Source organism: Microbacterium terrae, from assembly GCF_017831975.1.
GTDB lineage: Bacteria > Actinomycetota > Actinomycetes > Actinomycetales > Microbacteriaceae > Microbacterium > Microbacterium terrae.
The window spans coordinates 1,379,842-1,399,539 of sequence record NZ_JAFDSS010000001.1; the positions used below are offsets into that span (position 1 = coordinate 1,379,842).

Consider the following 19,698-nt stretch of genomic DNA (forward strand, 5'->3'; position numbering starts at 1 on the left):
CTGGGAGGATGGGGGAGTGACAACCGCCATCGCCCCCGCTCGGACGCTCCGGATCGGACCCATCGAACTCGATGCGCCCGTCGTGCTCGCGCCGATGGCCGGCATCACCAACACCGCTTTCCGGCGACTGTGCCGCGAGTACGGGGCCGGCCTCTACGTCAGCGAGATGATCACCACCCGCGCCCTCGTCGAGCGCAACGCGACGACGATGCGCCTCATCACGCACCACGAGTCCGAGAAGCCGCGGTCGATCCAGCTCTACGGCGTGGACCCGGCGACCACCGAAGCGGCAGTTCGGATGCTGGTCGCCGAAGACCGTGCCGACCACATCGATCTGAACTTCGGATGCCCGGTGCCCAAGGTCACGCGCAAGGGCGGAGGCGCCGCGCTGCCGTGGAAGCTGGGGCTGTTCCGCGAGATCGTCACGCGCGCCGCGCGCGCGGCAGGCGATACCCCGCTCACGGTGAAGATGCGCAAGGGCATCGACGGCGACCACCTCACCTACCTCGACGCCGGTCGCATCGCCGAGGACGCCGGTGTCGCAGCCGTCGCCCTGCACGCCCGCACCGCCTCGGAGTTCTACTCGGGCGAGGCCGACTGGTCGGCCATCACCCAGCTGAAGCAGGCGGTCACGAGCATCCCCGTCCTCGGGAACGGCGACATCTGGTCGGCTGAGGACGCCGCGCGCATGATGGCCGAGACCGGCTGCGACGGCGTCGTCGTCGGTCGCGGATGCCTCGGACGGCCCTGGCTGTTCGGCGACCTCGCCCGCGCGCTCGGGCGGCCCGGCTCCGCGCCCGAGATGCCGGTAGATGCGACGCTCGGCTTCGTCGCCCGCGCCTTCCGACGACATGCGGAGCTCCTCGTGGAGTTCTTCGAGGACGAGGGTCGCGGCTGCCGCGACATCCGCAAGCACGTCGCGTGGTACTTCAAGGGCTATCCCGTCGGCGGAGAGCTGCGTGCGAGCCTCGCCACCGCGTCGACGCTCGCCGAGATCGACGATCTGCTGGCGACGCTCGATCTCGACGCGCCCTATCCTGGAGCGGCGGCCGAGGGGCAGCGCGGCCGCGCGGGCACACCCAAGCGCCCCGCCCTCCCCGAGGGCTGGCTCGATTCGCGCGACCTCGCCCCCGAGGCATCCAGCGCCCTGGCAGAAGCGGAGCTCGACCACAGTGGCGGCTGACGGCATCGCGGCGACGCGCCCGACCGGATACGGCGACGTCGATGCCGAACGGTTCCACTCCGAGACGCACCGGTCGCAGCGCGATGACTTCGCCCGTGACCGCGCCCGCGTGCTCCACTCGGCGGCGCTGCGCCGCCTCGCGGCGAAGACGCAGGTGCTGAGCCCGGCGAGCCCCGCCGACTTCGCCCGCAACCGCCTCACCCACTCCCTCGAAGTGGCGCAGGTGGGGCGCGAACTCGCGACGTCGCTCCATCTGGCAGCCGACGTCGTCGACACCGCATGCCTCAACCACGACCTGGGGCACCCGCCGTTCGGCCACAACGGCGAACGGGCGATGAACGACTGGGCGGAGGACATCGGCGGGTTCGAAGGCAACGCGCAGACCCTGCGGATCGTCAGTCGTCTGGAGCCGAAGGTGATCGCCCCCGACGGCCGCAGCCACGGTCTCAACCTGACGCGCGCGAGCCTCGACGCGACGTGCAAGTACCCCTGGACCGCCGACCACCCCCTTCCCGACCCCGGCGGCCGGCTGAAATTCGGCGTGTACCCGGAGGACGAGGACGTGTTCCGGTGGATGCGCGCCGGCGCTCCCGGGCGCGTCCGGTGCATCGAGGCCGAGGTGATGGACCTCTCGGACGACATCGCCTACTCCGTGCACGACTTCGAGGATGCGGTGGTCAACGGCTACCTCGACCCCGCGCGCCTGGCGGACCCCGCCGAGCACGAGTCGCTCCTCACCGCGATCCAGACCTGGGTCGGTTTCGACTTCTCGCGCGAGGAGCTCGAAGACGCGATGTTCCGCCTCACGCGTCTGCCCGAGTGGATCACGTCGTTCGACGGGGCCCGCGCCGATCTGGCCGGGCTCAAGAACCTCACGTCAGACCTCATCGGACGCTTCGCCCGTGCCGCGACGACGGCGACCCGAGATGCGTACGACGTGTCGGTGCTCACGCGGTACCGTGCGCACGTCGTCGTCCCCCGCGTGGTCGAGGCCGAGATGGCCGTGCTCAAGGGCATCATCGGCGCGGTGGTCGTCTCGATCGACGGTCGCCGCGAGCTCTACAAGGAGCAGCGGCGCGTCCTCAAGCGCCTGGCGACCGCGCTGTGGGAGCGGCCCGAGGCGCTCGATGCGCTCCACGCTGCCGACTTCCGCCACGCCGAGACCGATCGTGCGCGTCGCCGCGTGATCGTGGATCAGGTCGCGAGCCTCACCGACCAAGTCGCGATCTCGTGGCACGGCCGGCTGGTGGGGGAGATCGACGCGGCGTCCCTCGGCATCTGGGCGCCCGGTGCGCGCGCTCGGGTCGACGTGGCGGCTCGTGCGCTGCCCGCGATCGACACGCCACTGTTCGACGGGCACCGCTGATGGCGCGCATCCGCCAGGCCGACGTCGAAGAGGTCAAATCGCGGACGAACATCGCCGATGTCATCGGCGAGCGGGTCGCCCTGAAGTCGGCGGGCGTCGGAGCGATGAAGGGTCTGTGCCCGTTCCATGACGAGCGGAGCCCGAGCTTCAACGTGCGCCCGCAGGCCGGCTTCTACCACTGCTTCGGCTGCGGCGAGTCCGGCGACGTGTACTCGTTCCTGCGCAAGATGGACCACGTGTCGTTCCAGGAGGCGGTGGAGCGCCTCGCCGGCCGCATCGGCTTCGCCCTGCACTACGAAGACGGCGGGCCGGCGCCGGAGAACACCGGCCGCACCCGGCTGTATCAGGCCAACAGCGCCGCCGCGGAGTTCTTCCGCTCGCAGCTGCTCGCCCCCGAAGCCGACATCGCGCGCCGCTTCCTCGGCGACCGCGGCTTCGATGCCGGCGCAGCGGCGCACTTCGGGGTCGGCTACGCGCCCAAGGGGTGGTCGGGGATGCACAACGCGCTGCGCGCGCAGGGCTACAGCGACGAAGAGCTGAGCGCCGCGGGCCTCGTGTCTCAGGGCCAGCGCGGCGTCTACGACCGCTTCCGCGGGCGCGTCGTCTGGCCGATCCGCGACGTCACCGGGCAGGTCATCGGCTTCGGTGCGCGCCGCCTGTACGAAGACGACCAGGGCCCCAAATACCTGAACACGCCCGAGACGACGATCTACAAGAAGGCCCAGGTGCTGTACGGCCTCGACCTCGCCAAGCGCGACGTGTCGCGCGAGCATCGCGTCGTCGTGGTCGAGGGGTACACCGACGTCATGGCGTGCCATCTCGCCGGGATCACCACCGCGATCGCGACCTGCGGCACGGCATTCGGGTCGGACCACATCACGGTGCTCCGCCGGGTGATGGGCGACGATTCGACCGCCGGCGAGGTCGTCTTCACCTTCGACCCGGATGCCGCGGGGCAGAAGGCGGCGCTGCGCGCCTTCGCCGATGCCAAGCGCTTCAACGCCCAGACGTACGTGGCCACCGGCCCGGAGGGCCTGGACCCGTGCGACCTGCGCCTCGCGCGCGGCGACGGCGCCGTGCGCGCCCTCCTCGAGGGCAAGGTGCCGATGGTCGAGTTCGTGCTCGATCAGCGCATCGCCGGCTTCGACCTCGCGAGCGTCGAGGGTCGCGTCGGCGCGCTCCGCGCCTCCGCCCCCGTCGTCGCAGAACTGCGCGACGCGCTCCTGCAGCCGGAGTACATCCGCGTGCTCGCACGACGGCTCGGAATGGACACCGAGGACGTGCGCCGCGAGGTCGAACGGGCCGGTCGCAGCGCCGTACGCCGTGATGACGGTCCCGCGCCGAGCGCCGCCGGCGGCGACGAACCGGCTCCCGCGGTCCGCGTCTCGCTCGCTTCCCTCCCGCGCACCCCCGACGTCACCCTCGAACGCGATGCCCTGATGGGCTTCCTGCAGTTCGGCCACCGCCTCGACGGCGCCACCGTCGCCGGAGCCCTCGCACTCCCGTTCCGCCACCCCGCGCTCGAGGCGGTCCGCGCGGCGGTGTCGCAGGCCGCCGACATGCAGCGTCCCGGCTGGGCGGTCGATGCGATCGACCAGGTGCGGGAGCCGTATCGCTCCCTCGCTGCCGAGCTCCTCGCCGGCGATTTCCCCGCTCTGAGCGATGATGCCGCCGTCACCTCCGCCGGCGACCTCGCCCGGCGGCTCGCGATCCGCGCGCTCGCGCAGGAGAAGAGCGAGCTGCTCGGCGCCATCCAGCGTGTTCCGGCGCAGTCCGAAGAAGGCATGCGCATCCGGGTGCGCCTGCGCGAACTCGACGCCGAACGCGAACGGGTGCTCGCCGAAGCCTGAACCGCGCTGGCGCCGTCCTCGGCTTTCGAGGCAGGATGAAGTCATGCCCCATCGCCCCGCCGACGACGCCGCCATCCGCGTCGACGACCTCTCGATCGCCCGGTCCTCCCGCTCCGGTCCTCTCCAGCGGGTGGTCGACGGGGTGACGTTCACCCTCGCCGACGGCGGCGTGCTCGCCGTCATGGGGCCGACGGGCTCCGGCAAGTCGAGCCTCGTCGCCGTGCTCGCCGGCGAGAGCGGAGGAGGCCTCGCCGTCGTGGGTGGCGAGGCTCACGTCGCCGGCATCCGCGTCCGTCGTCCGGGGCGCGCCCACCGGCAGCTCACGTACTACACGGGGTACTTGCCCCAGGGCGCCGGCGCCCACCTGCCCGCACGGCTCACCGTGTCGGAGGTGATCGCCCAGCCGATCACCAGCCGCGATCGACGAGTCAACGCTCGTGCTCTCGAGGTGCGGGTCGCCACGCTCCTCGACGAGCTGATGCTGCCGCTCGGAGCCGCCGCGAAGTACCCGTACGAGCTCAGTGCCGGCATGCGCCAGCGCGTCGCCCTCGCGCGCGCTCTCGTGCTGCAGCCGCGCATCCTCATCGCCGACGACCCCTTCGCCAACCTCGACGTCGAGGTGCGGCGTTGCGCGAAGGATGCGGTCCTGCGGAGGCGCGCAGATCTCGGCATGGCGGCGCTCATCGTGACCAACGATCGCGACGTCGTCGACGACCTCGACGCCGACGTGATGGTGATGCGCGGGAGCCACGTCGTGGCCTACGGTCGCAGCGTCGACGACCTGCTCTGGACGCCGAGCGCGGGCGAGAATCGCCGACTCGTGGCCGGCTGATGTCATGAGCACCCCCTGAGCTTTGCTACTATTGACTGGTTGCCCGCGCGACAGCGCAGCACATTCCTCCATAGCTCAATTGGCAGAGCAATCGGCTGTTAACCGATAGGTTCTTGGTTCGAGTCCAAGTGGGGGAGCGAAAGCCCCGGGGCTCCACCCCCGGGGCTTTTTCATTCGGCCCGCCGATTTCGAGGGATGCATGACGGCTCGACGCGCTCGTACGACCATCACCGCGGTCGAAGGCTCCGTTCCCCGGCCGGCGCCGATCCATCGCTCGGTTCCGCTGCTGATCGCTCTCGCCGTGTACGCCGCCGCGGTCGCCTGGGTGGGCATCTCGGTCGCCTTCGACCGGATGCCGCTCACCGTTCCGTTCGCGGTTCCGGCGCCGTGGGTGTTCCTGCTCCTCGTGCCGTCCGCGGCAGCGATCCTGCTCGCGCTGCGCGGAATCGTGCTGTGGTCCATCGTCGCGGCCGTGCTCGGGCTCGCGCTCGTCCTTCCGGGGGCGGCGGCATGCGTCGCGGTCGTCGTGGCGTCGTGGGTCGTCGCGCGCACACGCGGCCGCTGGGCCGCGCACGACCTCGACACCGTGCTCACCACGGCTGCGGAACGCGATCTGCCGGTGCTCGTCGTCGAGCACGTCGCAGGCGGCGCCCGGCGCCGGCGCGACGCACAGAGCATCCAGGTGCAGGTTCGCGACGTCGACTCCGGTGCTCTCGCCACGGCGCGCCTGTGGGGGACGACGACCGTGGGAACCCACCTCGTGCGTCAGGGGATGAACGTCATCGCCTCGGCGCCGCCCGGTGCGGAGGCGCACCTGCGCCGCTGGGTCGAGCGTCAGAACCGGGTCGCCGCGTCGACGGCGCACTCGCGCCCCTAGGCGTCGAGGTCGTCGACGCCCGGCATCCAGGAGCTCCCGGGCCGGCCCCATCCGCGCTTGCGCGCGATCTTCTGCGCCGTCTTCCAGTCGCCGTCGCCGAGACGGTCGACGTAGATGATGCCGTCGAGGTGGTCGAACTCGTGCTGCATGATCCGCGCGCGCCACCCGCTCACCTGGATGCTGACCGGGGCGCCGTCGAGATCGGTGCCGGTGACGAGCACCTCATCGGAGCGCCGCAGCGGGAACCGCTCGCCGGGGAACGACAGGCACCCCTCGGACTCCTCATCGGGGTCGGGTTCGCCCGGTTCGAGCGGGCGCATCCACAGCTGCGGGTTGATCAGGACGCCGCGCCAGGGCGCACCCTCATCGTCTTCGTACGTGTACGTGTAGATGCGCAACGCGACGCCGACCTGCGGCGCGGCGAGTCCGACGCCGGGCGCAGCATCCATCGTCTCGAACATGTCTGCGACGAGGGTGCGGATCTCGTCGTCGATCTGCGCGACGGGGGCGGCGGGAGCGTGAAGGACGGGATCGCCCATGATGCGAATCGGGAGAACAGCCACGCCTTGAGCCTATCGAGCGCGCGCGGCGGCTAGGGTCTTCATGTGGTCTTGACCGGTGAGGTGCTCGAAGACGTCGGCGATCAGCTCGTCGGCGCCTTCCAGAATCCCGACATCCTGATCGGCATCCCGCTCGCCCTCGTCGGCGCGGTGTTCATGTCGTTCGGTGCGCAGTATCAGCACCGGGGCGTGACGAAGGTCGAGGCGATGAGCGGGTCCGCCGCGAGCGGCGGGCTCAGCCTCGCGCACCTCGGACGCCTGCTGAGCCGGCCGTCGTGGGTGATCGGCACGATCATGCTGGGCCTCGCCATCGTCTGCCAGCTGACCGCGTTGTCGTTCGCGCCGCTCATCGTGGTGCAGCCGCTCGGCGCGATCTCGCTGGTGATCACGACACTCCTCAACGCGCAGATCTCGGGGCACCGCCCGACGCGGCGATCCATCACGGCGATCTCGGCCTGCGTGGGCGGCATCTTCGTGTTCGTCACGATCGCTGCGCTGTTCGCGACCGAGAAGCCGGTGTCGAACCAGCAGGTCATCACGATCCTGCTGCTGCTCCTGCTCGTCACGATCGTCTTCACGGGTCTGTGGATCTGGCTGCGCGCGCGGATGGGAGCCCTGTTCTACATCTCGGCGGCGGGCGTGATCTATGGTTTCGTCGCCACCCTCGCGAAGGTCGTGATCTCGCGCATCCAGTCCGGCGACTTCGAATGGCTGACGCTGCTGTGCCTGTTCGCGCTCGTCGCCGCCACCATCGTGGGTGCGTACTTCGTGCAGACTGCGTACTCGTCGGGCCCGCCCGACCTCGTGATCGCCGGCCTGACGGTGATCGACCCCATCGTCGCCATCCTCATCGGCCTGTTCGTGCTGGGTGAGGCGACCGGCGCCCCGCTGTGGGCGTACATCGCGTTCGGTGTGCTCGGTGCGATCGCGATGTGGGGCGTGTACCAGCTGGGCCGCTACCACCCGCAGGTGCTCAGCGACAGCCAGGGACTGCCCATCGAGCGGGGGAGCGGCGGTGACGCCTCGCACCCGATGACCGGGTCCATCCGCGTGCAGGAGGCCGTCGCGAAGGTCTGGCCCGATCCTCCCGTCAAAGACAAGGCCGACGAGGCGGAGAACCGCTGAAGCAGCTCAGTCGTCGAGGTCGATGACGATCGATCCGTCGTCGATGCTGCCTCCGTCGCCGGGGCTCGGAGCCGGTGCGGGCAGCTCGATCTGAGCCTCCCACTGGGCGTTCGCATCTTCGGCAGACGGCCTCCAGACGGCGTCGAAGCCCGACCCGATCCCGGCCAGGGCTCCGCCCGCAGAACCGGCCGTCTGACGACGCAGCTGGTCGCGCTTGAGCGCCGGGGCGCAGGCGACGAGCGTGATCGCCACGGCGCCCACAGCGCCGAGAATCGTCCACGCGATGGCATCCATGTCGTGAATCATCGCACAGCGCGCTCTGCCGGATGCCCCGCAGACGAGCGGAGGGCCGCCCGCAGGCGGCCCTCCCGGGAGTAGGGCGGGTGGGACTTGAACCCACGATCGTCGGGTTATGAGCCCGCTGCCTTGACCAGCTTGGCCACCGCCCCGCGCACCGAGCCTATCTGCCCGGCGCAGGGCCTACATCGCGTCGCCGATGTAGGAGTACTTCACGAACACCTCGGGAGCGATGCCCGCCTCTTCGAGCACGCCCTGGACGGCACCCATCATGTAGCTGTAGTCCCAGCCCATGTAGAGCCAGTGGCCGTCGTCGATGCGGTCCCAGTGACCCGTCCACGACTGCTCGGTGTACACCGGGCCTCCTCGGCGCGCGCTGTACGTCACCACGGCGTCGCGGTCGTCGGCCCACAGACGCTTGAACACGCGGTTGAAGAGGTACTTGAGATCGGGGACCTCCCAGTGCTCGCCCTGATACTCGACGTACGACCACTCCCGGTGCCATCCTGCGGGCCATCCCCGGCGGCGCACCGCATCGAGGATCGGTGTGAGCCCGTCGTCGTCGATATGCGTGATCTGCGGGCGGCGCCAGGTCTCGGTGAACCGGCCGGTCAGCGCGGCGGTGCGTGCACCGATAGCCGCGGTGTTCCAGGTGGTCGTCTCTGCGACGGCGGTCGTCAGGTCGACCGCGCTTCGCCGGTACAGCGCCTGCTTGACCGGGAACGGCGCATCGAAGGCCTGCAGGGCCAGCGGCTCCTCGATGAGCGTGAGGTTGCCGAGCGTCGGCGCGAGGGCGCGCAGGCTGTTCTGCTCGTCTTCGCTGAGGTCGGCCCAGGCGCGGGCGCCGTCGCCCGACCAGGCGTCGGACGGCGTGAGCGGCACGATGTGGTCCACATCGACGGATGCCGCCGCTTCGACCCCGGCGAGGCGCCCGAGAACGTATCGCGGGTGGGGGAGCGGCGAGAACTTCAGCGCGAGCGCCATTCGCTCGTCGGAGGGCATGATGCGCGCGGCGGCGACGACGAGCGCGTCGTGCCCCTCCGCGCGTGCCCGGCACAGCCGCGCGACCAGTCGGTCGACGGTGATCCCCGCCACGGCGCGTCGCAGCAGGAGGGACTGCACGAGTTCGAGGGTGTCGATGAGCTCGGCGCGCGGGATCCTGCCCCGCCGGTGCTCCTGATACGCCCGCATGGTGAGCGGGTGCATGGTCGATCCGAAGGCGGCGATCGCTGCGAGGTGACCGGCGATCTCGTCGTCACCTGCGCGGGCCGGATCGCGGAGGATGCCGTAGACCTCGGCGTAGTCGCGCCACGTCGACGCGTGGGCTTCGAGCGTCTCCACGGTGAGCATCGGGAAGACCTCGCGGAAGGTGTCGTAGACGCCACGCCGGCGCGCGTCGATCTCGCGCCCGGTCTCCATCACGAGGTACTGCCGCCAGAACTGCGCGATCGCCTCGCCCGTGCTGCGTTCGATCGGCAGCCAGAACTCCTCTTCGACGCGCCGCTGCTGCTCGGGAGTGAGCCCCATCAGCACGTAGTTGTGGATCAGCTCGTGATCGCGCAGCGGTTCACCGGTGGAATTGAGGCTCTCGAAGATCTGCTGCGCGTTCGCACCGGCCCCGAGGGTGATCGCGACGTGCTCGAGCTTCTGCAGCCCCCGCCAGATGCGCGGCGCCTCGACGGCGCTGATCTGGCTGCGGAAGAAGGCGTAATTGTCGGCGAAGCGCGACTCCCGAGCGCCATCCACCCCGGGCACGTCCGACACCACGGATTCGAAGACGTCGGCCCAGGCGGAGTGGGGGAGGAGCCGGGTGCGCGTGGGCTCGGAGACGAACAGCACCCGAGACAGTTCCCGGGCGAGATCGGGATCGCTCTCCTCGACCGTGTGGTGCAGGGCTGCCGCCATCAGCATGAGCGTGGTGATCCGCTGCTGACCGTCGATGAGCAGCAGGTCGGGACCGGCCCCCTGCGACGAGAGCACCGAGCCGATGAAGTGCATGCGGTGATCGTCGAGATCGGCGACCGCGCGGATGTCGCGAAGCAGCTGCTCGCACGCCCCGATGTCCCAGCGATACTGGCGCTGGTAGACGGGGACGACGATCCGCCCCGACCCGCCGGCGAGCCAGCCGATCGTGTTCACCGCGGTCGCGGCGACGTTCGTGGCAGTGACCATCGGGTGCGCTCGCCTCCCCAGGCTCTCGGATCGGGATGCCCATCGGGCACGCCTCGACGAGTTTAGACGACGCGTCACGTCAGCCCGGCGAGCACGACGCGAGCATCCCGATATTCACGGCCCGCCCCTGTGGCCGCCTCGAGGCTCCAAGGTAGGCTTGCCTAAGTCGAGCCTGTTAAAACGTGCTGGCTCACTGACGAAAGGCAACCTGACATGGGTTACATCAAGTCCGCCGCGCTCGAGGAGACCGGCTACGTCGTCCTCGACAGCTACGCCCAGGAACTCGATCCGAAGGAGTGGCTCGACATCGAGTACGTCGACTGGAAGTCCTCCGGCGACACCCGCTTCGCACCTCTCGCCTCGGCGAAGGGCGAGATCGAATGCAACGGCTTCTGGAACCACAAGCCGCCGCGTACCGACAAGGACGGCGTCTGGGTCGAGTCGCAGGTCGCGAAGGCGCCGAACCTCACCCGTCGCGCGCAGGAGCCGGGTGCGAACGTCGGCCGCTGCCGCGTGATCGAGTTGCAGCCGACCCCGTACGGCGAGTGCCTCTACAACCTGCACCAGGACGACAACAACCGCCTGAACCCCGACGGCACCGGCTGGGTCGTGCGCGGCTTCTTCAACCTCACCGACGACAAGGACAGCTTCTTCGTCCTGCGTGAGAACCGCACCGACCCCCTGGGCGAGGTGCGCATCGCCCTGCCCGCGGGCGCCCAGCTGATCATCGACACCCAGCGGCTGTGGCACGCGACGACCCACGTCGGCACCGATCCGCGCTACAACCTCATCACCTCGTGGACGAGCGGTCCCGAGCTCGACGCGTACATCGAGAAGTACAACGGACGCAACCGCGTCGAGAGCGTGCATGTCGACCAGGCGATCCTCGACGCCGGCTACGCCGAGCAGGCCCGCAAGGATGCCGCGCGCGCTGCCTACTACGCGGCCAAGGGCCAGGCCGAGGTCCTCGCCATGAGCGAGGCCTGAGCCTCACCAGCCGAGACGGGTCCCGATCGAGCGGTCGGGACCCGTCGTCGTTCCCGCGACACGCGGGAATCACAGCCTTGTGATTTGCGGCGTCGCCGGGTGATAATGGCCGCAGACAACCGAACAAGCCATGAGGCGCCCGTCAGGTCGTAGGGGAAGACGCACCTGAACGAACGGGAGAGATCATGGCGACATCACAGGCGCGCGGGGTGATCTTCATCCACTCGGCGCCACGGGCGTTGTGCCCGCACCTCGAGTGGGCTGTCGGGCGTGCGCTCGGCCGCGCCATCAATTTCGACTGGGCGGAGCAGCCCGTGCTCGCCGGCAGCCGCCGGGCCGAGTTCTACTGGGAGGGCCCGGTCGGCACCGGCGCCGCTCTCGCGACCGCGATCCGCGGGTGGGAGCACCTCCGGTTCGAGGTGAGCGAGGATCCCACGCCGCGCAGCGACGGCGGCCGCTGGCTCCACACGCCGAGCCTCGGAATCCACTACGCCCAGACCGACACGGCCGGCAACGTCGTCATCGGCGAGGACCGGCTGCGGTACGCCCTCGACATCGCCGGAGCCGATGTCTTCGAACTGCACCGCGAGCTGCACGTGGCGCTCGGCGGTGCGTGGGACGAAGAACTCGAGCCCTTCCGCCACGCCGGCGACGACGCGCCCGTGGTCTGGCTGCACAAGGTCGGCTGACCCACAGACTCAGGCGGTCGGAGGCGCGACTACCGAAGCTCGGTGCACAGTCCCGGGCAGCGGGAAAGCGAATCCCCGCCTGACACGACAAGACGCCCCCCGGTGGCTTCCCGGGGGGCGTCTTTCGTTCGATGCGACGTCGTGCGCGCGTCGACTGCGCGTCAGACGCTGGCGAACGCGGCGACCGCGTTGTGGCCGCCGAAGCCGAACGAGTTGCTGATCGCGAGGTGCGGACCGTCGCCGAGCGGAGTCGGGGCACCCGAGATCCGGAACGGCACCGCCGGGTCCTGCGTGCTGATGTTGATCGTGGGCGGCGCCACGCGATCGCGGAGCGCGAGCACGGTGAACATCGCCTCGAGCGCACCGGTGCCGCCGAGCAGGTGCCCGGTCGAGGCCTTGGTGGCCGAGACGGGGATGTCGTGGATGCGGTCGCCGAACACGGCCTTCAGCGCCTGGTACTCGTTCGGGTCGCCGACCGGGGTCGACGTCGAGTGGGCGTTGATGTGGGTGACGTCGTCGATCGACGCATCCGCCATCGCCAGCGCCATCTCGACCGCGCGCGCCGCACCGAGGCCCTCGGGGTCGTTCGCGGTGATGTGGTACGAATCCGCCGTGACGCCGCCGCCGACGATCGCTGCGTAGATCTTCGCGCCGCGAGCGCGGGCGTGCTCCTCGGTCTCGAGGATGAGCACCGCGGCACCCTCGCCCATGACGAATCCGTCGCGGTCGATGCTGCAGGGGCGCGATGCGGTTGCAGGGTCATCGTTGCGCCGCGAGAGGGCCTGCATCGACGAGAAGGACGCGATCGTGACGGGGTGGATCACCGACTCGGTGCCACCGGCGATCACGACGTCGGCGAGACCCGAGCGGATGTGCTCGACCGCGTTGACGAGCGACTCCGTGCTCGAGGCGCAGGCGCTCGCGACCGTTCGCGCATAGGCGCGTGCGTTGAAGTGCAGCGACAGGTTGCCCGCCGCGGCATTGGGCATGAGCATGGGCACGGTCATGGGCAGCACGCGACGCGGGCCCTTCTCGCGCAGGGTGTCCCAGCCGTCGAGCAGGGTCCAGAGGCCGCCGATGCCGGTGGCGAAGTCGACGCCCAGGCGCTCGGGGGCGACGTCGGGCTCGCCGGCATCCGCCCACGCCTCCATGGCCGCCACCATCGCGAACTGCGACGACGGGTCGAGCCGCTTGGCGAGCGGGCGTGCGAGGACGGTGTCGGGACGCACCTTCGCCTCGGCGGCGAAGGTGACGGGCAGGTCGTACTTCTCCACCCAGTCGTACTCGAGGGTGCGCGTGCCCGAGACGCCGTCGAGCAGGGCCGCCCAGCTCTCGGGGGCGGTGCCGCCCAGGGGGGTGGATGCTCCGATGCCGGTGACGACGATGCGGGGAGTGCTCATGCTGTGTGCTCCTCGTGTGGACGTGCCGGTGGGGGCCGAAGCCCCCACCGGAGGGACGTCACGCCTGGTTGGACGTGATGAAGGTGACCGCGTCGCCGACGGTCTTGAGGTTCTTGACCTCGTCGTCGGGGATGGTCACGCCGAACTTCTCTTCGGCGTTGACGACGATCGTCATCATCGAGATCGAGTCGATGTCGAGGTCGTCGGTGAACGACTTCTCGAGCGCGACCTCGTCGGCCGAGATGCCGGTCTCGTCGGTGATGAGCTCAGCGAGCCCGGCGAGGACCTCGTCGGTGGTGAATGCCATGGGTATCTCCTGTTTTTCTTCGGGGAATCACGGACCCGGGCGGGCCGGGTCTCAGTCTAGGGTCGAACGTTTGCGGCTCAGGGGAGCACGACCACCTGGGCGCCGAACACCAGGCCGGCGCCGAATCCGATCTGCAGGGCGAGACCGCCGCTGAGCTCGGGGTGCTCCTCCAGGAGGCGGTGGGTCGCGAGCGGGATGGATGCTGCCGAGGTGTTGCCGGTCGTCTCGATGTCGCGGCCGATGACCACCGACTCCGGGAGACCGAGCTGCTTGGCGAACTCGTCGATGATGCGCATGTTCGCCTGGTGGGGCACGAAGGCGGCGAGGTCGGATGCCTCGATGCCGGCGGCCTCGAGGGCCTGACGCGCGACCTTGACCATCTCCCAGACCGCCCAGCGGAAGACCGTCGGGCCCTCCTGACGCAGAGTGGGCCACGGTGCGGCGCCGTCGCGGAACTCGGTGAGCGTGAAGTTCATGCCCACGGCCTCGGACTTCGATCCGTCGGAGCCCCAGACGGTCGGGCCGATCCCCGGCGTGTCGCTCGGGCCGATCACGGCGGCGCCGGCGCCGTCGCCCAGCAGGAACGAGATGGACCGGTCGGCGGGGTCCACGATGTCGCTCAGCTTCTCGGCGCCGATCACGACCGCGTACTTCGCCGCACCGGCGCGGATGAGCGCATCGGCCTGGGCGACGCCGTACGCGAAGCCGGCGCAGGCGGCGTTGAGGTCGTATGCGGCCGCAGGGTTCGAGCCGACACGGTCGGCCACGATCGCCGAGACCGACGGTGACTGCTTGGGGTTGCTGATCGTCGCGACGATGACGGCGTCGATGTCGGATGCCGGGATTCCCGAGCGTTCGATCGCCTCGCGGGCGGCGTCGGTGGCGAGGTCGATCGCGTCGGTGTCGGCGACCGCGCGCATCCGCGTGATGATGCCGGTTCGCTGACGGATCCACTCGTCGCTCGAGTCGATCGGGCCGATGAGATCCTCGTTGGGCACGGCGACCTCACCGCGCGCGGCGCCGTACGCGTAGATGCGGGTGTGCGCCGCGCCGGTGGGCTGGACGAGGGTGGGGGTCATTCGCTTGTCTCCGCTCATGCGTCGGCCCCGACGAGAGCGCCGGCGGCCGGGAGGTCTTCGGGAGTCTTGACCGCGACGGCCGGGACTCCACGCAGCCCGCGCTTGGCGAGCCCCACGAGCGTACCCGCCGGCGAGAGCTCCACGATGCCGCTCACCCCGTGTTCGGCGAACGCCGCCATGCACAGGTCCCACCGCACCGGTGACGCGACCTGCGCCACGAGGAGGTCGCGGAACGCCGTGCCCGACGACACCACGGATCCGTCGCGGTTCGTCCAGACGGTGACGCGCGGGTCGGATGCCTCGACCTCGCCCGCAGCGGCGGCGAGCGTGTCGACCGCGGGAGCCATGTACCTGGTGTGGAAGGCACCTGCGACCTGGAGCGCGATGACCCGCGTGCCCGCGGGCGGTGCGGCGCTCAGCGCCTGCAGCGATTCGATCGATCCGGCGGCGACGATCTGCCCGCCGCCGTTGTGGTTCGCCGGGGTGAGGTCGAGCTCTTCGAGCCGAGCGATGACGGCGGACTCGTCGCCCCCGAGCACCGCGCTCATGCCGGTCACCTCGGCGGCTGCGGCCTCGGCCATCGCCCGTCCGCGGATGCCGACGAGACGCAGGGCGTCCTCCTCGGAGAGGATGCCCGCCGCCGCTGCGGCCGCGAACTCACCGACCGAGTGTCCGGCGACGCCGGTCACGCGCTCACGCGAGGGCAGGGCGTTCCACGACAGAAGGCTCGCCGCGACGATGAGGGGCTGGGCCACCTGCGTGTCGCGGATCCGGTCGGCGTCCCACTCGGTTCCGGCGGCGACGAGGTCGACCCCCGACCACTCCGAGTAGCGCGCGAGGCGCTCAGCGGCGCCGTCGAGCTCGAGCCAGGGGGAGAGGAACCCGGGGGACTGCGAGCCCTGTCCGGGGAAGACCGCGATCATCACCACTCCATCCTGCCAAGGATCGGCGGAGCGGATCTGGCGATCCTGTCACAAGAATCGGAGAAGCCTTTGTGCGCGGCGCACAGCGGGATCAGGGCCGCGGGCGGCGGGGAACCGAGGAGCGCCGGCGCGTCGCGTCTGTTCCGATGGAGCCGAGGATGAGCGCCGTCTGCAGGATCAGCGCCTCGCGCGGGCCCGTGGCATCCCACCCGATGACCTCGGACACCCGCTTGAGGCGGTAGCGCACGGTGTTGGGGTGCACGAAGAGCTCCCGCGCGGTCGCCTCGAGCGAGCGCCCGTTGTCGAGGTAGCTCCACAGCGTCGTCACGAGGTCCGCGCTGTGCGCCTGCAGCGGGCGGTAGATCCGCTCGACGAGCGTCTGCTTGGCGAGCGGATCGCCTGCCAGCGCGCGCTCGGGGAGCAGGTCGTCAGCCTCGACGGGTCGGGGCGCGTTCCGCCAGGCCCGGGCGACGGCGAACCCGGCGAGCGAGGCCCGCGCGCTCTGCCCGGCGTCGACCAGTGCCGGCACCGTCGGCCCGAGCACCAGGTGCCCGGGGCCGAAGCCCGGCTCGAGCCGACGCGCGATCTCGGTGAACGGCAGGTCGGCCGCGAGGTCCTCGGTGCGCGCGGGAGGCTCCGCCCGACCGAGGACGAGCACGAGGCGCGACCCCTGCACGCCGATGAGCACGTCGACGCCCAGCTTGCGGGAGGTGCGGCGCAGCTGATCGACGTCGAACTGCGCCGGCGTCGTGCCCACCAGCACCGCGACCTCGCCGTGACCGTGCCATCCGAGAGCGGCGATGCGACTGGGCAGCTCCTCGTCGGCCTCGCCCGTGAGGATCGAGTCGACGACGAGCGCCTCCAGTCGCGCGTCCCACAGGCCGCGGGCCTCGGCCGCGCGGGCGTAGACGTCTGCGGCCGCGAAGGCGACCTCGCGCGAGTAGAGCAGGATCGCCTCACGCAGGTGCTCGCCCTTGCCGGCGACCCGCTCCTCGGTCACCTCCACGGTGACGCGGATGAGCTGCAGCGTCTGTGTAAGGCTGACGCTGCGCAGCAGCTCCCGCGGCGCGGCCGCGAAGATGTCGGCCGCGATCCACGGAGTGGACTTCGGGTCCTCGTACCACTGGATGAACGAGGTGATGCCCGCCTGCGCGACGAGTCCGACGGCGGACCGTCGCGCAGGCGGCATCTCGGCGTACCAGGGGAGCGAGTCCTCCAGCCGCTTGATCGTGGCCGTCGCGAGGTCTCCCGAGATGCGTCGCAGCCACGCGAGCGTCTCGGTCTTGTCCATCGTCTGGGCCATCGGGGGTGTCAGCTCTCGCCGCCGGCGTTTCCGCTCGTACCGGCGGTCACGTCGTGCAGGCGGTACTTCTCGATCGCCTGAGCCGACAGAGCGCGGTCCACCTTGCCTTCGGCGGCCAGCGCCTGGAGCGTGCGCACCACGATCGACGGACCGTCGATCTTGAAGTAGCGGCGCGCTGCGGCGCGGGTGTCGCTGAAGCCGAAGCCGTCGGCACCGAGGGTCACGAACGAGTTCGGCACCCACGGCCGGATCTGGTCCTGCACGGCGTGCATGAAGTCGCTCACGGCGACCACGGGGCCCGCGGCATCCTTGAGCTTCTCGGTGATGTACGCGGTGCGCGGCTCTGCCTCGGGGTGGAGGAAGTTGTGCTCGTCGGCGGCGAGACCGTCGCGGCGCAGCTCGCCCCACGATGTGACCGACCAGATGTCGGCCTGAACGCCCCAGTCGTCGCGCAGGAGCTGCTGCGCCTCGAACGCCCACGGCACGCCGACGCCCGATGCGAGGATCTGGACCCGGGGGCCCTCGCCCTCAGCGGTCGACACCCGGTGGATGCCGCGCACGATGCCGTCGACGTCCACATCCGCGGGCTCGGCCGGCTGGACGAGCGGCTCGTTGTACACCGTCATGTAGTACATGACGTTGGGGTCGGGGTGGTTGCCGCCGTACATGCGCTCGATGCCCGAGCGGACGATGTGCGCGATCTCGTACCCGTACGCCGGGTCGTACGACAGCGTGGCCGGGTTCGTGGATGCGAGCAGCGGCGAGTGTCCGTCCGCGTGCTGCAGACCCTCACCGGTGAGCGTGGTGCGACCGGCGGTCGCGCCGATGATGAAGCCGCGGGCCATCTGGTCGCCCGCCGCCCACTGGGCGTCGCCGGTGCGCTGGAAGCCGAACATCGAGTAGAAGACGTAGACCGGGATGAGCGGCTCGCCGTGCGTCGAGTACGAGGTTCCGGTGGCCGTGAACGCCGCGACGGCGCCGGCCTCGTTGATCCCGACGTGAAGGATCTGGCCCTGCGGGCTCTCCTTGTAGGCGAGGAGCAGTTCGCGGTCGACCGACGTGTAGTTCTGGCCGTGCGGGTTGTAGATCTTCGCCGTCGGGAAGTAGGCGTCCATACCGAACGTGCGCGCCTCGTCGGGGATGATCGGCACGATCCGGTGGCCGAAGTCCTTCGAGCGGAGCAGGTCCTTCAGGAGTCGGACGAACGCCATGGTCGTGGCGATCTCCTGCGTGCCCGAGCCCTTCTTGGGGAGCGCGTACGCCTCATCGCCGGGCAGCTGCAGGCCGACGTGGTGCGTGCGGCGCTCGGGGAGGAATCCGCCGAGCGCGCGGCGACGCTCCAGCATGTACTGGATCGTCTCATCCTGAGCGCCGGGGTTGTAGTACGGCGGGGCGTAGGGGTTCTCCTCGAGCTGCGCGTCCGACACGGGGATGCGCATCGAGTCGCGGAAGTACTTGAGGTCCTGCAGGGTCATCTTCTTCATCTGGTGGGTCGCGTTGCGTCCCTCGAAGTGATGACCGAGGCCGTAGCCCTTGATCGTCTTGGCGAGGATCACGGTGGGCTGGCCCTTGTGCTCCATCGCCGCCTTGTACGCGCCGTACACCTTGCGGTAGTCGAGCCCGCCGCGGCGGAGCTTGCCCCAGATGTCGTCGTCGGACCAGTCCTTCACCAGCGCGGCCGTGCGCTCGTCGCGCCCGAAGAAGTGCTCGCGGATGAAGGCGCCGTCCTCGGCGCGGTAGGTCTGGAAATCGCCGTCGGGCGTCGTGTTCATGAGGTGCACGAGCGCGCCGTCGGTGTCCTTGGCCAGCAGCTCGTCCCAGCCGGAGCCCCAGACGACCTTGATGACGTTCCATCCGGCGCCGCGGAAGTAGCTCTCGAGCTCCTGGATGATCTTGCCGTTGCCGCGGACCGGGCCGTCGAGGCGCTGCAGGTTGCAGTTGACGACGAAGGTGAGGTTGTCGAGGCCCTCGTTCGCCGCGACCTGCAGCTGGCCGCGGCTCTCGACCTCGTCCATCTCGCCGTCGCCGAGGAACGCCCACACGTGGGAGTTCGAGAGGTCCTTGATGCCGCGGTTCGTGAGGTACTTGTTGGTCATCGCCTGGTAGATGGCGTTGATCGGGCCGAGACCCATCGAGACCGTCGGGAACTGCCAGTACTCCGGCATGAGGCGCGGGTGCGGGTACGAGGGCAGCGCGTTCGGGGCCTTCGACTTCTCCTGGCGGAAGCCGTCGAGCTGCTCCTCCGACAGGCGTCCTTCGAGGAAGGAGCGCGCGTAGATGCCGGGGGAGGCGTGACCCTGGATGAACACCTGGTCGCCGCCGTTGGGGTCGTCGAGCCCGCGGAAGAAGTGGTTGAAGCCCACTTCGTACAGCGACGCCGACGAGGCGTACGTGGAGATGTGGCCGCCCACGCCGATGCCGGGGCGCTGCGCGCGGTGCACCGTGAGCGCGGCGTTCCAGCGGATCCACCGGCGGTAGCGGCGCTCGAGCTCCTCGTCGCCCGGGAAGGCGGGCTCCGCGTCGGGCGAGATGGTGTTGATGTAGTCCGTGGTGGGCACCTGCGGGACGTTCAGCTGCAACTCGTGGGAGGTCTGCAGCAGGCTCAGCATGATCTCGCGTCCGCGCCCGTGGCCCCGCGACTGCACGAGCTGCTGGAGGGACTCCTGCCACTCGGCGGTCTCTTCGGGATCACTGTCGAGGGGGTCCTGCGAATACGGATCCTGATCGTTGACAGTCACAGAAGACCTT

Annotated in this window: 17 protein-coding genes and 2 tRNA genes; 9 read left to right on the plus strand and 10 right to left on the minus strand. The window is 70.1% G+C overall.

The genetic code is table 11. The features are described 5' to 3' along the window. Positions 1-16: 16 nt before the first annotated feature. The 6 genes from dusB (at position 17) to JOD63_RS06420 (ending at position 6,108) form a co-directional block, all read left to right on the plus strand. A complete protein-coding gene (gene dusB / locus JOD63_RS06395) occupies positions 17-1,183 on the plus strand; it encodes a tRNA dihydrouridine synthase DusB (protein ID WP_045276793.1) in 1,167 nt (388 codons plus the stop codon). After that, positions 1,173-2,549 carry a deoxyguanosinetriphosphate triphosphohydrolase gene (locus JOD63_RS06400; RefSeq protein ID WP_045276794.1) on the plus strand — a complete coding sequence of 459 codons (1,377 nt, stop codon included), beginning with the start codon at positions 1,173-1,175 and terminating at the stop codon, positions 2,547-2,549. The genes dusB and JOD63_RS06400 overlap by 11 nt, the downstream gene beginning before the upstream one ends. Next, positions 2,549-4,399 carry a DNA primase gene (gene dnaG / locus JOD63_RS06405; RefSeq protein ID WP_045276795.1) on the plus strand — a complete coding sequence of 617 codons (1,851 nt, stop codon included), beginning with the start codon at positions 2,549-2,551 and terminating at the stop codon, positions 4,397-4,399. Before JOD63_RS06400 ends, dnaG begins: the two co-directional genes overlap by 1 nt. 43 nt (positions 4,400-4,442) lie before the next feature. Further along, positions 4,443-5,231, plus strand: coding sequence for an ATP-binding cassette domain-containing protein (locus JOD63_RS06410; protein ID WP_045276796.1), 789 nt, complete (start codon positions 4,443-4,445; stop codon positions 5,229-5,231). Positions 5,232-5,295: 64 nt separating this feature from the next. Continuing rightward, positions 5,296-5,368, plus strand: a tRNA-Asn gene (locus tag JOD63_RS06415). A gap of 62 nt (positions 5,369-5,430) precedes the next feature. Further along, on the plus strand, positions 5,431-6,108 hold the full coding sequence (locus tag JOD63_RS06420; protein WP_045276797.1) for a hypothetical protein: 678 nt from the start codon (positions 5,431-5,433) through the stop codon (positions 6,106-6,108). Here the strand turns inward: JOD63_RS06420 and def are convergent. Beyond that, positions 6,105-6,671, minus strand: a complete 567-nt coding sequence (gene def / locus JOD63_RS06425) for a peptide deformylase (protein ID WP_084613713.1) — start codon at positions 6,669-6,671, stop codon at positions 6,105-6,107. The two genes, JOD63_RS06420 and def, sit on opposite strands and share 4 nt — an antisense overlap. A gap of 42 nt (positions 6,672-6,713) precedes the next feature. On the opposite strand from def, the gene JOD63_RS06430 reads away from it, so the two are divergent. Next, positions 6,714-7,793, plus strand: a complete 1,080-nt coding sequence (locus JOD63_RS06430; RefSeq protein ID WP_045276798.1) for a DMT family transporter — start codon at positions 6,714-6,716, stop codon at positions 7,791-7,793. Between the two features lie 6 nt (positions 7,794-7,799). Here JOD63_RS06430 and JOD63_RS06435 read toward each other — a convergent pair whose 3' ends face one another. The 3 genes from JOD63_RS06435 to JOD63_RS06445 all read right to left on the minus strand — a co-directional run bounded on the left by JOD63_RS06435 (position 7,800) and on the right by JOD63_RS06445 (position 10,262). Next, the gene (locus JOD63_RS06435; protein ID WP_045276799.1) at positions 7,800-8,087 is read right to left on the minus strand and encodes a hypothetical protein; all 288 of its coding nucleotides are present in this window, start codon (positions 8,085-8,087) and stop codon (positions 7,800-7,802) included. Positions 8,088-8,168: 81 nt separating this feature from the next. Continuing rightward, positions 8,169-8,242 (minus strand) — tRNA-Ile (locus JOD63_RS06440). A 31-nt stretch (positions 8,243-8,273) separates the two neighbouring features. Continuing rightward, the gene (locus tag JOD63_RS06445) at positions 8,274-10,262 is read right to left on the minus strand and encodes a DUF262 domain-containing protein (RefSeq protein ID WP_045276800.1); all 1,989 of its coding nucleotides are present in this window, start codon (positions 10,260-10,262) and stop codon (positions 8,274-8,276) included. Positions 10,263-10,475: 213 nt separating this feature from the next. Here JOD63_RS06445 and JOD63_RS06450 point away from each other — a divergent pair, with 213 nt between their 5' ends. After that, positions 10,476-11,249, plus strand: a complete 774-nt coding sequence (locus JOD63_RS06450) for a hypothetical protein (protein ID WP_045276801.1) — start codon at positions 10,476-10,478, stop codon at positions 11,247-11,249. Between the two features lie 185 nt (positions 11,250-11,434). After that, positions 11,435-11,938: a DUF3145 domain-containing protein gene (locus tag JOD63_RS06455; RefSeq protein WP_045276802.1), complete on the plus strand. Its 504-nt coding sequence runs from the start codon at positions 11,435-11,437 to the stop codon at positions 11,936-11,938. Between the two features lie 161 nt (positions 11,939-12,099). On the opposite strand, the gene JOD63_RS06460 is transcribed toward JOD63_RS06455, so the two are convergent. From JOD63_RS06460 to aceE, 6 genes are all read right to left on the minus strand, one after another. Beyond that, positions 12,100-13,338 (minus strand): beta-ketoacyl-[acyl-carrier-protein] synthase family protein, encoded by a 1,239-nt coding sequence (locus JOD63_RS06460; RefSeq protein ID WP_045276803.1) that lies wholly within the window; start codon positions 13,336-13,338, stop codon positions 12,100-12,102. Positions 13,339-13,396: 58 nt separating this feature from the next. Then, positions 13,397-13,645 carry an acyl carrier protein gene (locus JOD63_RS06465; RefSeq protein WP_045276804.1) on the minus strand — a complete coding sequence of 83 codons (249 nt, stop codon included), beginning with the start codon at positions 13,643-13,645 and terminating at the stop codon, positions 13,397-13,399. A 77-nt stretch (positions 13,646-13,722) separates the two neighbouring features. Then, a complete protein-coding gene (locus tag JOD63_RS06470) occupies positions 13,723-14,724 on the minus strand; it encodes a beta-ketoacyl-ACP synthase III (protein WP_045276805.1) in 1,002 nt (333 codons plus the stop codon). 14 nt (positions 14,725-14,738) lie between these two features. Then, positions 14,739-15,650 (minus strand): ACP S-malonyltransferase, encoded by a 912-nt coding sequence (locus JOD63_RS06475; RefSeq protein WP_045276806.1) that lies wholly within the window; start codon positions 15,648-15,650, stop codon positions 14,739-14,741. Positions 15,651-15,738: 88 nt separating this feature from the next. Continuing rightward, positions 15,739-16,950 carry a PucR family transcriptional regulator gene (locus tag JOD63_RS06480; RefSeq protein ID WP_045276807.1) on the minus strand — a complete coding sequence of 404 codons (1,212 nt, stop codon included), beginning with the start codon at positions 16,948-16,950 and terminating at the stop codon, positions 15,739-15,741. An 8-nt stretch (positions 16,951-16,958) separates the two neighbouring features. Next, positions 16,959-19,688, minus strand: coding sequence for a pyruvate dehydrogenase (acetyl-transferring), homodimeric type (aceE, locus tag JOD63_RS06485; RefSeq protein WP_045276808.1), 2,730 nt, complete (start codon positions 19,686-19,688; stop codon positions 16,959-16,961). Between the last annotated feature and the right edge of the window lie 10 nt (positions 19,689-19,698).

What these genes read in the sequence shown, in the direction of transcription:
- JOD63_RS06455 (WP_045276802.1), top strand. Translation starts at nt 11,435, where the DNA reads ATGGCGACATCACAGGCGCGCGGGGTGATCTTCATCCACTCGGCGCCA.
- JOD63_RS06470 (WP_045276805.1), bottom strand. Translation starts at nt 14,724, where the DNA reads ATGACCCCCACCCTCGTCCAGCCCACCGGCGCGGCGCACACCCGCATC.
- JOD63_RS06465 (WP_045276804.1), bottom strand. Translation starts at nt 13,645, where the DNA reads ATGGCATTCACCACCGACGAGGTCCTCGCCGGGCTCGCTGAGCTCATC.
- JOD63_RS06445 (WP_045276800.1), bottom strand. Translation starts at nt 10,262, where the DNA reads ATGGTCACTGCCACGAACGTCGCCGCGACCGCGGTGAACACGATCGGC.
- JOD63_RS06450 (WP_045276801.1), top strand. Translation starts at nt 10,476, where the DNA reads ATGGGTTACATCAAGTCCGCCGCGCTCGAGGAGACCGGCTACGTCGTC.
- JOD63_RS06480 (WP_045276807.1), bottom strand. Translation starts at nt 16,950, where the DNA reads ATGGCCCAGACGATGGACAAGACCGAGACGCTCGCGTGGCTGCGACGC.
- JOD63_RS06420 (WP_045276797.1), top strand. Translation starts at nt 5,431, where the DNA reads ATGACGGCTCGACGCGCTCGTACGACCATCACCGCGGTCGAAGGCTCC.
- dnaG (WP_045276795.1), top strand. Translation starts at nt 2,549, where the DNA reads ATGGCGCGCATCCGCCAGGCCGACGTCGAAGAGGTCAAATCGCGGACG.
- JOD63_RS06460 (WP_045276803.1), bottom strand. Translation starts at nt 13,338, where the DNA reads ATGAGCACTCCCCGCATCGTCGTCACCGGCATCGGAGCATCCACCCCC.
- JOD63_RS06410 (WP_045276796.1), top strand. Translation starts at nt 4,443, where the DNA reads ATGCCCCATCGCCCCGCCGACGACGCCGCCATCCGCGTCGACGACCTC.
- JOD63_RS06435 (WP_045276799.1), bottom strand. Translation starts at nt 8,087, where the DNA reads ATGGATGCCATCGCGTGGACGATTCTCGGCGCTGTGGGCGCCGTGGCG.